Raw genomic sequence first — 15,512 nt, forward strand, 5'->3', positions numbered from 1 at the left:
CCCTTTTGCTTTTTAGCGACCTTTTTGACTCCGGGTCTTGATCCATGCGCAAGGGTGAACCCTGCTATGAAGGCTTGGCCAGCAACTTGAAACCCGGACGCTGACCCATAGTTTTATGCCGAAACAGATTCAGGAGCGTTCCATGTCTCAATTTCCAAGAACCTTTTCACATATCGGATTGTCGGTTCCAAATGTGGATGAGGCTGTAAAATTCTACTCCGAGGTCCTAGGGTTTTACGTCATCATGACGCCCACGGATGTGGTCGAGGATGACTCGGATATTGGCGTCATGTGCACGGATGTTTTTGGTCCGGATTGGAAAAAACTACGTATCGCACATCTGGCGACTGCGGATCGCATCGGGATTGAGCTTTTTGAGTTTGACGGGAATTACGCGCCCGAAAACAACATCGATTTCCGCAGAAATGGAACGTTTCACTTTTGCATTCAGGACCCTGACATCGAAGGTCTGGTCGAAAAGATTGTGCAAGCCGGTGGAAAACAGCGGATGCCGATCCGGCACTATTATCCCGGAGAAAAGCCATACCGCATGGTCTATGTTGAAGACCCATTTGGTATCGTATTCGAACTCTACAGCCACTCGTATGAGCTGACCTACTCGTCTGGTGCTTACACCTGAAGCCTGCGAGCATGCTTTGATAAGCGTTAGGGCGACAATGCAGTTGTCGCGCTGGTCCAACACGACCCGCTATATTTCCTTTCGCGCCCTGAGTGCCGCGGTGATTGTCCCGTCATCCAGATAATCCAGCTCTCCGCCAATCGGCACGCCCTGAGCCAGTGAGGTCAGGCGGACCTGCCCCTCCAACTGATCGGCGATGTAGTGGGCTGTGGTTTGGCCATCGACGGTGGCGTTGAGCGCAAGGATAACCTCTGTGATCCCTTCGGCCAGAACCCGATCCTTCAGGCGCGGGATGCGCAATTCGTCCGGGCCAACTCCGTCCAGCGCCGACAGCGTGCCGCCCAGAACGTGATAGCGGCCCTTGAACACGCCAGCGCGTTCCATCGCCCAGAGGTCGGCCACGTCTACGACGACGCACAGCTCTCCGGTTGCGCGGTCCTCGCTGTTGCAGATGTCACAGATATCGGTGGTGCCCACATTGCCGCAATTCAGGCATTCCCGAGCGGTGATTGCGACCTGCTGCATCGCGTCTGAAAGGGGCGTCAGCAGCAGGGCGCGTTTTCGAATCAGGTGCAACACCGCGCGGCGGGCCGAGCGGGGGCCAAGGCCGGGCAGTTTGGCCATCAGGTCGATCAGATTGTCGATGTCGCTGTTCGAACTCACGGTCTGTCCTGCGTATCGCCGGAGGGAAGCTCCGGCGAATCCAATTGTGAAATGATGAAAATCAGAACGGCAGCTTGATGTCTGCGGGCAGGCCCATGCTTTCGGTCAGCTTGGCCATTTCAGCCTGAGAGCGCTCGGCAGCTTTGGTCTGCGCGTCCTTGATGGCAGCCAAAATCAGGTCTTCGACCACTTCCTTGTCGTCACCGTTGAATATCGACGGGTCGATGTCCAGACCTTTGAGCTCGCCTTTGGCGGTCGCCGTCGCCTTGACCAGACCAGCCCCGGATTCACCGACAACCATCATGTTGTTCAGCTCTTCCTGCATTTCGGTCATCTTTGTTTGCAAGTCCTGCGCGGATTTCATCATCTTGGCCATGTCGCCCAGACCGCCAAGCCCGCCGAGTCCTTTCAGCATAGGTATTCTCCTGTGTCTCTGTTTGGTCTCTAGATACGGCCCGTCGAAGCGCGGCACAAGGGTTGTCCCGCCGGTCGGAGAGGTCTTTCAAACCACGCGGACGTCGTGCAAGCCGTCTGTCTCGGTAACCGAGCAGCAGATCGATTTCAGGGTTCTTGGATGGTCGTAGTCCCAGGGACGACCGCGATGCATTGTTGCGCGCTCGTCCCAGATCAATACATCGCCGACGGACCAATGGTGCGAATAGACGTATTCGGGCTGCGTGCAAAACGCGATGGCTTCGTCCAGTAGGGACTGACTTTGTTCATGCCCCATGCCTTCGATGGCAAAGGCGTGCGAGGCGATGAACAGGGCTTCTTCTCCGGTTACCGGGTTCGGCCAAATCGCGCGCCATGGGCGATCTGGCCATCGCGTCATTTTTGGCAGCGCAGCGAGGTCGGCTGAAATTTTTGAACGGGAATGCGACAACCGGTGCCAGATGATGGCGTCCCTAAGAACGGATTTCAGACGATCTGGCATATGCGCCCAAGCGGCGCGGGTCGATGCGATCTCGGTTTCGCCGCCGGATGGCGGGACGACTTTTGCCGTCAGAATATTGATCAGCGCCGGCGTCGGCAGGAACGTGCTGTCTGTGTGCCACAACATGTTGGCCTGCAAATCCAACAGACGCAGATCGTCTTTCGCACGCAGCCCATCCTTGGTTTTGTTTGTCAGTTCGGGAAGCTGAAACTCAACATCGCGACCCGCTGCCATGGCTTCACGGTTTTCCAATGGCCCAAAAAGTTCGGCAAGGCGAATGTGGTCCGCATCAGATATCGATTGGGCCGGAAACAAAAGCACAGAGCGGGTTTCGAATGCGCGCCGGATTTCCGGAAAGTAACGCTGTTTGGTAACGTCGCGCAAATCTAGGTCGTGAACGACCAATCCGAAACGTGGGTGCAGTGGTGATGTTCGCATGAAATCCCTCCCTGGCATCATGGAAGGGTGTACCTGTTTGAAGGGTCGATCTGCTTCGTTTGCGACACGGGATCGAGCGCTTTCGGGTCAGTCTTCTTCGAACGGGTCCCACTCATCTTCAACTTCAGGAAGCGCTTCGGTCTCGACCTGGGCGGCGCGTTGTTCCGGCGTCTCGATCTTTGTGATCTTTGCCTTGGGGAATTGCGCCAGCACCGCCTGAACCAGAGGATGCTTTTCAGCTTCGGCCTTCAAGGCCAGCTCGGCCTCATCTCGCACTTCGGCAATTGTCGGCGTATCCCCGTTCGAGACGATCGAGACAGCCCACCGGTTTCCGGTCCAGCGTTGCAGGGCAGAGCCCAGCCGGGGCGCAAGGTCTGTCGGTGCATTCGTGGCTGGGGTGAACTCGATCCGACCGGGCTGATAAGACACAAGTCGCACGCCGTTTTCCACTTCAACCAGAAGCTTCACGTCGCGGTTGGCGCGGATCAGTTCGACCACGTGCTCAAAGGTCGGGTACCGGGCCAGGGCCGTCTGAGCATCCTGTGCCAATGCGGCAACCGGCGCGCCGCTTGAACCACGTGGGGCCGAGGCGTATGTGGATGCGGGGGTGGCGCTGGCCTGCGCGGGTGTTGCACCCTGCCGAGACATCAAGGTGCCGCCGCTAGGTCCACCTGCCGGAGGCGGCGGGGCGTCCTGCAGCCGTTTGACCAGTTCTTCAGGGCTGGGCAGATCAGCAACATGGGTCAGGCGGATAACGGCCATCTCAGCGGCCATCATGGCATTGGGCGCGGCCGAGACTTCTTCGAGCGCTTTCAGCAACATCTGCCACATCCGGGTCAGAACGCGCATCGGCAGGGCCTCTGCCATGTGTTGGCCACGGCTCCGTTCGTCCGGAGAAACGGTTGGGTCTTCGGCGGCGTCTGGCGTGATCTTCACGACGGACACCCAATGTGTGATCTCAGCCAGATCGCGCAAGACAGCCAATGGGTCAGCACCTTCTGCGTATTGGCCGCTGAGTTCTGTCAGTGCGCCTGCGGCGTCGCCCCGCAGGATCATGTCCATGAGGTCCAGAACGCGGCCACGGTCCGCAAGGCCCAGCATTGCGCGAACCTGTTCGGCAGTGGTTTCACCCGCCCCGTGCGATATCGCCTGGTCCAGCAGCGAGGTTGCATCCCTTGCAGACCCTTCCGCGGAGCGCGTGATCAGCGCCAGCGCATCTTCTGCGATCTCAGCGCCTTCCGCTGACGCGATCTTTTGCAGAAGGCCGATCATATCCTCGGGTTCGATCCGGCGCAGGTCAAAGCGCTGGCAGCGGGACAGAACTGTGACCGGCACCTTGCGGATTTCAGTGGTTGCAAAGATGAACTTCACATGCTCGGGCGGTTCCTCAAGCGTCTTGAGCAGCGCGTTGAAAGCGCTGGTCGAAAGCATGTGGACCTCATCGATGATGTATATCTTGTAACGCGCGCTGGCGGCGCGATAGCGGACACTGTCGATAATCTCGCGAATATCGTTCACGCCAGTTCGGCTGGCGGCGTCCATCTCCATCACATCGACGTGGCGGCCTTCCATGATCGCCACGCAGTGTTCGCATTGGCCGCAAGGTTCGGTCGTCGGGCCGCCATTACCGTCGGGCCCGATACAGTTCATACCCTTGGCGATGATCCGTGCGGTGGTGGTTTTTCCGGTGCCGCGAATGCCGGTCATGATGAAAGCCTGCGCAATCCGGTCCGCTTCGAACGCGTTTTTCAGGGTGCGCACCATGGCATCCTGACCCACCAGATCGGCAAAGGTTTCCGGGCGATATTTGCGGGCGAGAACCTGATAGGCGGGGCTGGGCGTGTCGGTCATGTTTTCTCGGTCGGATTCGGTGCTTCGGCTCAGCGTAGTGGTCGCTGCCTTCCGCGTCCACTGCGAGGCGCGATGATTTTTGATTTAGATTCTGACCGGATTCGCACTAAGCTGGTCCAACAAAATTTATGGTGCATTTTCGTTAAGAGTTCTTGGTGGAGGACACTGGTTTATGTCGCAACTGGTTATCTATGCCCTGCAAGTCGCGGGGGGTACACTTGCCCTGACATCGATGCCCGGACGGGGCGGGGATTATGAAAGGGATCTGGATACGATTGCCGCATGGAAGCCGGGGCTGGTTGTTTCAATGACAACGGACGTCGAGATGCTCCAAAACGGGGCGCAGGAATTCGGCAGCGATATCCAAAGCCGCGCCAGCCGGTGGGTGCATCTGCCGATCGAAGACTTTGGCGCCCCTACGCCTGCAGTTGAAGAGGCGTGGCCCTCGATCAGCGCGGCCGCCCGGCATGCTTTGACGGGTGGAGGGCGGGTACTGGTGCATTGTCGGGGCGGCTGCGGCAGGTCGGGAATGGTTGTTCTGCGGCTGATGGTCGAATGCGGCGAACAGCCAGACAAAGCCCTGGAGCGTTTGCGGGCGCTGCGTCCTTGTGCCGTGGAAACAGACGCCCAATTGGCCTGGGCAGCACAGAATTTTCAGGCTCAAGTCGTATAGTCTTAGGCCGAAATCTGTTCAGGCGCGTGCACGGGTTTGCGAGGCCGCAGCTTTGCAACCTCGATCATCGCGCAGGGTGGGTCTGTAATGATGCCGGATGGCAAGGCGCTGAACGTGTTTCCAAAGATCAGATCGGCGTAAGCGTTCAGGTCCTGCGGCTCTGCTTCAGGCTGTGTATCGCAAAAGATGCGAATTCTGTCTGATTGCGCTCGGAAAGTTGCGTGGCATCCTTGCGTGCAATGTGACAATTCACTGCCACCTTCAAACTCGAACCCGTCGCTTGTGGCGGCTGTGGCCTGCTTCATCGCCTCGGAAATTGAGCGTGCCAGCCGCGCCAGGGCAGGGCAGGTTTTGCCCGTCCGCTGACACACCGTTGCACTGTATTCATGCGTCTTCGTCTTCCAGATCATCCTGCGCCCTCCGCGCGTGGTGGGCAGGAGAGTTGGGTCAGGTGGGACGGCAACGTGCTGTCAGGACCTGCCCGGACACCCCGCCCGAGTTTCGGTTTCAGTTCCGATGGCAGGTCTCCTGACTTGCGGGTCATGGCTTTGCCGACCTTCCCAGCCCTAGGGGCCAGTGGTGTTTTGGCATCGCTCACCGCTTACAGTTGCGGGGGCAGTCGCGGATTTGGTTTGCGCCCGGATGACCAGACTGAACCGCACCGTGTTCCCTTTTCATCCCGACCCCTTGTGGGGGACAGGAACCATCACACAATCGCTAGCGTCTGATCCGGTTCCGAGTCAAGCTGATCTTTTACCCCGACGTGTGGTCATGCTGGATGGGGGGAACGTTCCTCTTTAGTGTTTAAAATATTGAAGCCAAGCAATTCAGTTTTTCAGTGCAGGGTCAGGGATCATGTTGGACGCAGAGCAGACGGTGTTGGCTGAAGATTTCCTTTTCCCATCCGGGTCCACGACCCTTGCAGCACGGTTGTACCGACCGCTGTCAGAGCCTGAAACCGTGGTTGTGCTGAATAGTGCAACGGGTGTGCCGCGCGACTATTATCGCCACTTCGCACAGTGGCTAGCGGCCGAGCGGGGTATGGCGTGTCTGACCTATGACTACCGGGATTTCGGGCATTCTCTGACCGGCCGTATGAAGGATGCGCGTGCAACAATGGCGGATTGGGCTTTGATCGACATGCCAGCGGCGCGGGCGGAAATGCGCAGGCGTTATCCTGATGCGCAGCAATGGACCATTGGTCATTCCGTTGGTGCGATGCTGGGGCCTGTTCAGCCCGACATCGACCAAATCGATCGGATGATTTGCGTGTGTTCGGGGCTCGTAACCCTCAGTGATCACCCATGGCCTTACCGTGGATTGGCCGGTGTTTTCTGGTATGGACACGCACCGGTACTGGTCAAAGCACTTGGCTATCTGCCGGGAAATGCGATCGGGTTTGGTGCGGACTTGCCGGGCTCGGTCTACTGGCAATGGCGCGAATGGTGCACGGCTCCTTTGAATTATGTACCTGAAATCGGACAAAACCTTCCTGAGGCGCGTTGGGACGGCTCCGGTAGACCCGTGGATTTGTTCACTTTCGAGGACGACCAGATGGTCCCGCCCGAAGCTGTCTGGCGGCTTGCCGACCTTTATGGCGCCGAGGCTAAGCGGCACCTGCTTAGGTCTGATGACTTCGGATTGTCAGAGATTGGCCATATCGGAGCTTTTGCTCGGCGTAATGCGGCAGTTTGGCCGAGCCTGATCGCGTGATCAGGCTCGACTTTTGAATTACCGAGTATTTTTCGCTTAACGCCCTTTATGCAGTTTTCGATCCTTCATGACACCCCGCACCATCTTACCGAACGCTTTGTCCCGTGCCCGGGATTGGGCGACGGTTTCCGAGTTGCGCTGATCTTCGCGCCGAAGCTTTCGCCATCGATCCAAGCGGGCAGGGTCAAGCACGCCTTGTTTGATCGCCCGCTGTACAGCACAGCCTGGTTCGGATTCGTGCTGACAATCTGAAAAACGGCAGTTCAGGCCAAGTACGGCGAGGTCCGAGAACACCTCGTCGATACCGTCCTGAGCTTCAAGCAGACGCAATGCGCGCATTCCAGGCGTATCAATCAGCCAGCCGCCGTTGCGCATCCGGTGTAACGCGCGCGCCGTGGTTGTGTGCCGACCGCGAGCGTCGTTCTCGCGAATACCTGACGTCGCCAAATCCTGATCGGTCAAGCCGTTGGACAATGTCGTCTTGCCAACGCCTGACGACCCAACCAGTGCTCCGGTCTGGCCTTTGGGGCACCAGGATAAGACCTTTTCCAATTCCGTTAGGTCTAGCGCGTTGATCGCCAGAACTGTCAGAAACGGGTCCAGAGCCTGCACCTGTTCCGAGAAACGATTGGGGTCATCCGATTGGTCAGCCTTTGTCAGGACAACAACCGGGTAACATCCTGCCTGATGTGCAAGTGCCAGATAACGCTCTAGCCGGGGCAGGTTGAAATCAGCGTTGCACGAACTGACGATGAACAGCACATCGACATTGGCAGCGATCAGTTGCGTCGCAGCGCCTGTACCGGCGGCGCGCCGGTGCAACAGGCTGCGCCGGTCGAGTAGATGTTGCACGCGATTGTCGTCGTCCGTGAGAACCCAGTCTCCGACGGCATAGCTGCCGGTCGATTGATCAAGGGTCAGCAATGGAGATTCGCCCTGCGGATTCAGCCCGATCAGGCGGTCCCTATGAACGGAAGCGATGCGAAAAGGCGTGCACGAAGGATGAGCCGCGTGTTGCGCGGCAAAGTGAGAGGACCATCCAAGGTCCGAAAGTGAAGAATTCATTGGTCTGCCTGTTGTCAGAAACAGCAATCCCAACGGATGGCGATCGCGCATCCCCGGGTCATGTGTTCAGGCAGTCAGCAAGTAGTGTGAGATCAGAACCGCGCTGCCCGAAGGGTTTTTGTTACAATCATAAAGCCCTCCTGTGGCTAAGGTTCATGAAGTGAGAGGTTGGACATCGACCCAAGCGGGGCTCGTTGTGGCTGCTTCCTTCCGGACCTGACCAGGTTGGCGAGGCGCTCGCCCGCGCCAACCTCTCGAGTCTGGATATAGGGAAGGTGTGGGCAAAAGACAACCCGTCAGAATGTCAGGCGAATACGTTCGAACCCATTGGAATCTGATTCCAGCAGTCTGGCTTTGAACGGGCGCAATTCGTTAATGTGTTTTAACGCACCCGGACCGGTTCGAAGCACGGATTGTGTACCTGTTTGGGGTGCCAGCACAAAAGGATAAGGTTGCTGCGCGATTGGATCAGGCGGAAGGCGATCGGACAGGTAATCCCGCACCAAATCCTTGATGTCCAGCGACGGCAGATTGATGCGTTGGGCCGTGGAAGCGGCGGGGAAATGCCCACCACCGCTGACGCGGTAATTGTTGCTGGCCAGCACTAATCTCTGTTCAGGAAGAACCGGCTGGCCTGCGTATTTCAGGTCGCGAATCCGTCTGTTAGCAGGATCGATCATGCGCCCCTCGGCGTTGAAGCGCGCTGGTTGCGACGGATCAATTTTATAGGTCAGGCCAAAGATGACGTCGAAATTGTACCCGGCGCGTTTGGGGTTGATCAGATCCGTTTCGACATCACAGGCAAGCTGGTTGAACATGCTTGCCGACATTTCAAGCCAGTCCAGCACATCTGCGCCGCTGATCTGGATGGCACGCAATTCGTTGGGAAACGGATACAGATCCGCAACATGGCGCAGGCATATTTCTCCTGCCGGAACATCCGTAAAGTGCCTGGGGCCTGCGCGGCCGCCGCTTTTACCGGGAGCCACGACTGACAAAAGCGGTAATTCGCCCGGGGCGGATCCATGCAGGAAAGGACGCAGAGCTGCAGCCTGTGCCGCGGCAACCAGGGCCAGCCCGCGATCTGGTGCGCAGAAGCTGAAATAGCTGTGCATGGTGTCAGCCACGTGCGCCACAGGTTTGGCCACTGCGCGACGGGTTTGACGATGGGCATTGGCAACAAGGCGCACCAAGTCATCGTCTTCATCGACCTCAGCGCCATTTTCACAGACAGGGTGCAGTTCAACGTGGCAATCCGTAACGCTGAACCCGGCATCTGGCCGAGGTGTAACAACCAGATCGATTACGCCAAGATACGACCCCGCGGAACCGGCCATGACAACCGGTGTTTCATGTATCAACCCTTTTTCCTGATCGAGATACGAGGCGTCGCCGTGGCCGCCGCCTGGAAAGGTCAAGTGAGTGTGCCCGGCGACAATTGCGTCGATTCCATCTATAGCTGCCAGGGGGATGACGGCGTTTTCCATGCCTTCAGAAGCATCCGCCGGACCCAGGCCTGAATGGGCCAACATCACTATCAGATCACACCCTTGATTGCGCAGAAGCCCAGTCAGGTCGCGCGCGGTTGAGAAGATACCGCTGGCTGTTACCTCTCCGTTCAGGTGATGTTCTTCCCAGCGGACGGTCTGGGGGGGAAGACCAGAAATAAGGCCGATGCGAATGGGTGTCTCGGTGCCGTTCACAGATACGGTTCGGTCCAGGATTGCATGGCTATGCCAGATCTGATTGCCGCCCGAGCGAAGCAAGTTGCTGCACAAAACCGGGCATGGCGCTTGTGCGAGGATGTCGTCCAAGGTTGGCAGCCCAAAGCCAAAATCATGGTTTCCAAGGCCGATGGCGTCGTAACCAAGCGCCGCGAACGCCTGCATCATCGGATGCGGTGTGTCGTTACGAACAGCCCATTCGCCCAGAGGTGTACCCTGAATAGAATCTCCGTTGTCCACCAAAAGGACCAACGCGTCATGGGCTTGTTGACGGGCGTTTCGGATCAGGCTGGCGGTGCGCGTTAACCCAAGCGTCGGGTCCTGGGTGTCTGTGTAATAGTCAAAACCTGTCAGGTGCATATGCAGGTCAGTCGTTGCCAGAATGCGAACACGCCCGTAGTTTTTCGCGGGGCGTACCTGCTTCAATGGGTTTTGCTTCACTTCGGATAGTCTGCTTTTGAAAAGGGTTATTGATTAAATAGCACAGAGCGTAACTTAAATGATTTTTCCGAGGCCGTCATGCGGCTTTTCGACGGCGGCGATGTGTAGCGCAAAGGATTGAATTGCCATTGCAACGCAGGCTGTGACATGGCAGCCCTGTGCCCCGAACCAAAAGGAAACCCAATGAAACACGCAGAGCAGGTGACGTTTGGCGGCTCGGGCCTGGATCGGGCGGCCCATATTCGCGGGAGCGCTGAACTTCTGGAAGAAGCGACAAACAACCCGGCCACGCAATGCATGATGGTGTGGCGCGGCAAAGTTCTGGTGGAAGGTGATGGGTTGGATCAGCTTGTTTTGCTGCCGATGACGCATCCGTTGGTCAGTGACGGCCCCGAAGGCATAGTTGAGGCCCCGGTCTTTTTGGGTTTGACCGCCGAAGATGCGCCTTTGTTTGCCGTGGATATCTCTGCCTGGACGGCAGAAGGTCTGGACCTGACCGGACTAGGGGAGTTCGTAGACAAATCTGAGCAGCAGCATCCGGATTTGCCGTATGGGTGTGTGTTTGCCGAGTTGCGCCGGATCATGACGCGATTGTCGGCGCGGGATGCGGAACTGGCCGCGACGGCTAAGGCAGTGATCGGCTGGCACGAAACGCATCGGTTTTGTGCGCGTTGCGGTGCAGCCAGTGAGATGTCGCAAGGCGGTTGGCAACGCAGTTGTCCATCATGTGGCGGGCAACACTTCCCACGTACCGACCCTGTTGTGATCATGTTGATCACATATGGGGAGAATGTGCTGATGGGGCGGTCTCCGGGTTGGCCCGAGGGGATGTTTTCGTTGCTGGCCGGCTTTGTCGAGCCCGGAGAAACCTTGGAAGCTGCCGTACGCCGCGAGGTAATGGAAGAGGCGGGCGTGCCGGTCGGGGAAGTATCCTATCTGTCCAGCCAGCCCTGGCCATTCCCGGCTTCGTTGATGTTCGGCTGCGCGGGTGAGGCACTATCGTGTGACATCGCTATTGATCCCGTCGAGATCGAAGAGGCGATGTGGGTGAGCAAATCCGAGATGATGCAGGCCTTTGCCGGGGACCATCCAACTCTGTTGCCCGCTCGCAAAGGTGCAATCGCACATTTTCTTCTTGAGAACTGGCTTGCGGATACGCTGGACTGACGAAATATTGGCGCGGCCATAAACATCGAAGGGTATCATGCAGTTTTCAGCCCGTGAGGATATCGAAGCCCCAATCAACGCGGTATTCGACATGGTGTCGGATTTCGAGCGGTTCGAACGCATGGCCATGCGCCGGGGGATCGACGTAAGGCGCTCAGATGCCGAGGCGATCTTTGCTGCGGGAACTGAATGGCAGACAGAGTTCAAGCTGCGCGGCAAGTTGCGCCAGATGTCGGTGATCATGGCGGGCTACGACCGGCCTTCGCAAATGCGTTTCGAGGCCAACAGCAAGGGCATGACCGGCCTGACAAGTGTGGATTTTCTGGCCCTGTCACCGCGCAGAACGCGCCTGAGCCTCGAGATGTCACTGGTGGCCAAAACCTTGCCTGCACGCCTGTTGTTGCAATCTGTAAAGTTGGGCCAATCCCGGTTTCGCAAACAGCTGCAATCCCGGCTGAGTGAATTTGCACGCGAGTTGGAGCAGCGCCATCTGCATGGCGCATAACAAAACGCTGTTGCGCTGTTACATTGTGCGATTGAGCAAAAGAGGCAGGTTGTCGAGTTGAACGGCCACAAGCGCTAGCGTGATGATCGCTTGCAAGGAGGCTGGGCGCAGCAACCTGCGCCAATCCAAATTTGCCCAATCGAAGGAATTGTTACCTATCCGCGCGGTTGCGCGGCTGGGTAAACGCCCAGTATTTCAACGTTGGTCGTGAAATGCTCTAACTCGTCCATGGCCAGTTGCACATTCCGGTCGTCGGGATGCCCGACGATATCTGCATAGAACTGTGTCGCGGTGAAGGATCCGTCGACCATATAGCTTTCCAGCTTGGTCATGTTGATCCCGTTGGTAGCAAAGCCGCCCATCGCCTTGTAAAGCGCCGCCGGGATATTGCGGACCTGAAACACAAAGCTGGTGATCATGCCATGTTCGCCGCGACGTGTCAGATCGAACTGGCGGGACATCACAAGGAAACGGGTCGTGTTGTCGTCACTGTCCTCGATGTGGCGGGCCAGCACATTCAGGTTGTAGATCTCACCAGCCAATTCGCTGGCCAGCGCTGCAGAGTGGAGGTCGCCCACCTCAGCCACTTCGCGTGCCGCGCGGGCGTTGTCGGGGCTGACACGCCCGCGAATGTCGTGCTTTTTCAGGAACCCCGCGCATTGCGGCAGCAGCACCAGATGAGAATGTGCCTCGGTGATATCTTCCAGTTTTGCGCCGGGGACGCCCAACAAGTTGATATGTACCCGCACAAATGCCTCGCCGATGATATGCAAGCCGCTATGAGGCAACAGCCGGTGAATATCGGCGACCCGTCCGTAGGTTGTGTTTTCGACCGGAAGCATCGCCAGATCGGCCGCGCCAGAACGAACCGATTCGATCACATCTTCGAAAGTACGGCAGGGCAGGGCCTCCATATCGGGCCGCGCGTTGCGGCACGCCTCGTGACTATAGGCGCCCGGTTCACCTTGAAATGCGATGCGATTGGTCATTTGGTCGATTCCATGCAACAAGTTCGCGATTTGGTCGTTTCGTCGCGGTGTCTATACCTTGCCTCTCGTAAGGGGAAGCCTTAGACAGCAGCCCAGACAGCTGAAATGGACTCGCGATCAATGTTCGACACGATGACAGTTACCAAGGCCGCTGCAGGCCTGTTCGGCACTTTCCTGGTGCTGCTTCTGGCCAAATGGGGGGCGGATGTCCTCTATTCTTCCGGTGGCCATGGCCACGCTGAGGCCGCCTACATTATCGAAACCGAAAGCTCGGGCGAAAGCGCCGACGGTGAAGAAGTGGTCTTCGAAGACCTGCTGGCCGCCGCTGACGTTGAGAAAGGTGCCAAGGTTTTCCGCAAGTGCACCGCGTGCCACAAGCTGGAAGACGGCGCAAACGGAACGGGCCCATACCTGTACGCTGTTGTGGACCGCCCTGTTGCATCGGCCAAGGGCTTTACAGGTTACTCGGCCAGCATGCAGGCCCACGGCGGCAACTGGACGCCTGAGGCGCTGGATGCCTTCCTGGAACGCCCAAGCGCCTACATCTCGGGCACATCGATGAGCTTTGCGGGTCTGAAAAAGCCGCAGGATCGCGCAGACGTGATTGCCTATCTGCAGACAATCGGCAACTGATTGCCAGTCAGATCAAAGCTTTCCAAAGCCGCTGCCCCATGCAGCGGCTTTTTTTGTCTGAAGGAAACTTCACAAAGCGCTCACGCATTCTAAACTTGAATCTGTCAGCGTTGGCACTTTAGCTAGCGGTTACGACATTGATGATGACAATGACCCAAAGGACGAGCCACATGATATCCCTGATGCCCGCTGCACGTGATCTTAAGATACGGCCTTGGGCTGGCATATTGGGGCTGTGCACGGCTTTGATCACTCCGCAAATCGTGCAGGCTTTGGACGATGGTGTTACCAGCAGTCATGGCTACTCATATTTTGGCAATCTGGATTATCCCGCTGATTACGCTCACCTGAACTATGTGAACCCGGATGCTCCTAAAGGTGGTGAGCTTTCTTTGGCTGCCTCGGGCACGTTCGATTCTCTCAATCCCTATTCCCGCAAGGGGCGCGCTGGCGCTTTGACGACGCTGCAATATGATCGCTTGTTTGAAAGTGCGGATGACAGTGTCGGGCAATATTACGGAGTATTGGCAGAAAGTCTGGAGTATGACGAAGGGCGGAACTACGTCATCTTTCACCTGCGGCCCGAAGCAACCTTTTGGGATGGAACGCCGGTAACGGCGGAAGATGTCGTCTATAGCCACCGCCTGTTCATCGAACAGGGTCTGCCCTCTTACGCGCAGGCCGTGGGTCGCATGGTGACGGGGGCCGAAGCGCTGGATGAACATACGGTTAAGTTCTCGTTTAACCCCGAAGTTACCCGCCGTAGCCTGATCGAAACAGTAGGCTCGACCCCCGTATTTTCAAAAGCGTGGTTCGAAGCGGATGAGTCCAGGCGCCTGGATGAGCCTCGCCTGGAAGTAGCGGTTGGATCAGGTCCGTATAAGCTTGACAGCTACGACATCAATCGTCGGATCGTTTACAAGCGCCGTGATGATTATTGGGGCAAGGATCTGCCGTTCAATGTTGGTCGGAACAATTTCGACACAATCCGCGTCGAATACTTTGCTGATCAGACCGCGGCGTTCGAAGGTTTCAAAGCCGGTGAGTACACGCTGCGTATCGAAAGCGACCCCAAGCTTTGGGCGACGGGGTATGATTTCCCGAAGCTGAGCGAAGGCGAGGTGGTTCGCGATGAGATCGTGGATGGTAGTCCGCCGACCCCATCGGGTTTTGTTTTCAATCTGGGAAAACCGCAGTTTGCTGACAAGGACGTCCGCAAAGCCCTTGCCTTAGCCTTTAACTTCGAATGGGCAAACGAGTCTTTGCTGTTCGGGCTGAATGCGCCACGCAATTCCTTCATTCAAGGCACCCCGCTTGAGGCAAAAGGTCTGCCTGAAGGTGATGAGATGGCGTTTTTGCAAGCTTTGGGTGACGTTGTGCCCGGAGACTTTCTGACAGAGCCTGCGGTCTTGGCCCACGAGTCAAATCCTGCGCGTCTGAACGATCGGAGAAATCTTCGTAAAGCAGCGAAAATACTGGACCAGGCCGGTTGGCCTGTTGGCGATGGCAATGTGCGGCGCAATGCCGAAGGACAGACATTGAAGGTGAATATCCCCTATCCTTCAAACCTGCCGACTTCAACAGCAACCATGATCGAAACCTATGTTCAGAACTTGCAGTCTATTGGTGTCGACGCTTCGGCTGAAAAGGTTGACCCGGCGCAGTACACCCTTCGCAGCCGCGAGAGGGACTACGATATGGTCTATTCCACACGTTACGGTTCATTCCTGTCCACAGGCGGCGGGTTAAGCCAGATGTATGGATCGGAAGAAGCTGCATTCAGCCTCTTTAACCCCGCCGGATTGGCTAGCCCCCTAGTTGACGCAATCATTGAAGCGTCTTTTGAAACCGACAATCAGGCAGATCAGGACACGGCACTTACTGCGCTTGATCGCGCCTTGCGTTATGAGTTCTTCGTGGTCCCTGTGGGATTCATCGCTGACTACTGGACGGCATATTACGATATGTACGAATACCCCGAAAACCTGCCGCCCTATTCGTTGGGTCATCTGGATTTGTGGTGGATCAATCCGGAAAAAGAGGCTGCGTTGAAAGCGAAAGGCGCACTGCGATAAC

At 57.2% G+C, this 15,512-nt stretch carries 15 protein-coding genes, 1 other RNA gene and 1 riboswitch; of the genes, 7 read left to right on the forward strand and 9 right to left on the reverse strand.

Annotated elements, in window-relative coordinates:
• Nucleotides 1–142: 142 nt before the first annotated feature.
• Nucleotides 143–640, forward strand: coding sequence for a lactoylglutathione lyase family protein (locus I9187_RS02415; RefSeq protein WP_171180152.1), 498 nt, complete (start codon nt 143–145; stop codon nt 638–640).
• A 69-nt stretch (nt 641–709) separates the two neighbouring features.
• On the opposite strand, the gene recR is transcribed toward I9187_RS02415, so the two are convergent.
• The 4 genes from recR to I9187_RS02435 all read right to left on the reverse strand — a co-directional run bounded on the left by recR (nt 710) and on the right by I9187_RS02435 (nt 4,559).
• Nucleotides 710–1,303, reverse strand: coding sequence for a recombination mediator RecR (gene recR, locus I9187_RS02420; RefSeq protein WP_209509675.1), 594 nt, complete (start codon nt 1,301–1,303; stop codon nt 710–712).
• A gap of 61 nt (nt 1,304–1,364) precedes the next feature.
• Nucleotides 1,365–1,718 (reverse strand): YbaB/EbfC family nucleoid-associated protein, encoded by a 354-nt coding sequence (locus I9187_RS02425; protein ID WP_171180148.1) that lies wholly within the window; start codon nt 1,716–1,718, stop codon nt 1,365–1,367.
• A gap of 87 nt (nt 1,719–1,805) precedes the next feature.
• Nucleotides 1,806–2,675: a TauD/TfdA family dioxygenase gene (locus I9187_RS02430; protein ID WP_171180146.1), complete on the reverse strand. Its 870-nt coding sequence runs from the start codon at nt 2,673–2,675 to the stop codon at nt 1,806–1,808.
• An 87-nt stretch (nt 2,676–2,762) separates the two neighbouring features.
• A complete protein-coding gene (locus I9187_RS02435; RefSeq protein WP_256368838.1) occupies nt 2,763–4,559 on the reverse strand; it encodes a DNA polymerase III subunit gamma/tau in 1,797 nt (598 codons plus the stop codon).
• A 139-nt stretch (nt 4,560–4,698) separates the two neighbouring features.
• Here I9187_RS02435 and I9187_RS02440 point away from each other — a divergent pair, with 139 nt between their 5' ends.
• A complete protein-coding gene (locus I9187_RS02440) occupies nt 4,699–5,199 on the forward strand; it encodes a protein-tyrosine phosphatase family protein (protein WP_171180143.1) in 501 nt (166 codons plus the stop codon).
• Nucleotides 5,200–5,201: 2 nt separating this feature from the next.
• Here I9187_RS02440 and I9187_RS02445 read toward each other — a convergent pair whose 3' ends face one another.
• Nucleotides 5,202–5,609 carry a hypothetical protein gene (locus I9187_RS02445; protein ID WP_171180140.1) on the reverse strand — a complete coding sequence of 136 codons (408 nt, stop codon included), beginning with the start codon at nt 5,607–5,609 and terminating at the stop codon, nt 5,202–5,204.
• Between the two features lie 90 nt (nt 5,610–5,699).
• Nucleotides 5,700–5,922: riboswitch (cobalamin riboswitch) on the reverse strand.
• Nucleotides 5,923–6,054: 132 nt separating this feature from the next.
• Between I9187_RS02445 and I9187_RS02450 the strand changes: the two genes are divergently transcribed.
• Nucleotides 6,055–6,912 (forward strand): hypothetical protein, encoded by an 858-nt coding sequence (locus I9187_RS02450; protein WP_171180139.1) that lies wholly within the window; start codon nt 6,055–6,057, stop codon nt 6,910–6,912.
• A gap of 36 nt (nt 6,913–6,948) precedes the next feature.
• On the opposite strand, the gene rsgA is transcribed toward I9187_RS02450, so the two are convergent.
• The 3 genes from rsgA to I9187_RS02465 all read right to left on the reverse strand — a co-directional run bounded on the left by rsgA (nt 6,949) and on the right by I9187_RS02465 (nt 10,127).
• Complete coding sequence (gene rsgA / locus I9187_RS02455; protein WP_171180137.1) at nt 6,949–7,977, reverse strand: ribosome small subunit-dependent GTPase A; 1,029 nt, start codon at nt 7,975–7,977, stop codon at nt 6,949–6,951.
• Nucleotides 7,978–8,135: 158 nt separating this feature from the next.
• An RNA gene (gene ffs, locus I9187_RS02460) (signal recognition particle sRNA small type) lies at nt 8,136–8,234 on the reverse strand.
• Nucleotides 8,235–8,273: 39 nt separating this feature from the next.
• Nucleotides 8,274–10,127, reverse strand: coding sequence for a bifunctional 2',3'-cyclic-nucleotide 2'-phosphodiesterase/3'-nucleotidase (locus tag I9187_RS02465; protein WP_245222934.1), 1,854 nt, complete (start codon nt 10,125–10,127; stop codon nt 8,274–8,276).
• Nucleotides 10,128–10,325: 198 nt separating this feature from the next.
• On the opposite strand from I9187_RS02465, the gene nudC reads away from it, so the two are divergent.
• Nucleotides 10,326–11,309, forward strand: a complete 984-nt coding sequence (gene nudC / locus I9187_RS02470; RefSeq protein WP_171180135.1) for an NAD(+) diphosphatase — start codon at nt 10,326–10,328, stop codon at nt 11,307–11,309.
• A 37-nt stretch (nt 11,310–11,346) separates the two neighbouring features.
• The gene (locus I9187_RS02475; protein WP_171180133.1) at nt 11,347–11,814 is read left to right on the forward strand and encodes an SRPBCC family protein; all 468 of its coding nucleotides are present in this window, start codon (nt 11,347–11,349) and stop codon (nt 11,812–11,814) included.
• Between the two features lie 155 nt (nt 11,815–11,969).
• Here the strand turns inward: I9187_RS02475 and I9187_RS02480 are convergent, their stop codons facing one another.
• Nucleotides 11,970–12,803 carry a prephenate dehydratase gene (locus I9187_RS02480; protein WP_171180131.1) on the reverse strand — a complete coding sequence of 278 codons (834 nt, stop codon included), beginning with the start codon at nt 12,801–12,803 and terminating at the stop codon, nt 11,970–11,972.
• A gap of 120 nt (nt 12,804–12,923) precedes the next feature.
• Here I9187_RS02480 and I9187_RS02485 point away from each other — a divergent pair, with 120 nt between their 5' ends.
• Together I9187_RS02485 and I9187_RS02490 are read left to right on the forward strand one after the other, a co-directional pair.
• Nucleotides 12,924–13,436, forward strand: a complete 513-nt coding sequence (locus I9187_RS02485) for a cytochrome c family protein (RefSeq protein ID WP_171180413.1) — start codon at nt 12,924–12,926, stop codon at nt 13,434–13,436.
• A gap of 170 nt (nt 13,437–13,606) precedes the next feature.
• Nucleotides 13,607–15,511, forward strand: a complete 1,905-nt coding sequence (locus I9187_RS02490; protein ID WP_171238672.1) for an extracellular solute-binding protein — start codon at nt 13,607–13,609, stop codon at nt 15,509–15,511.
• The last annotated feature ends 1 nt before the right edge of the window (nt 15,512 follow it).

It is taken from the genome of Ruegeria sp. HKCCE4148, from assembly GCF_017872495.1.
Taxonomy (GTDB): Bacteria; Pseudomonadota; Alphaproteobacteria; order Rhodobacterales; family Rhodobacteraceae; genus Ruegeria.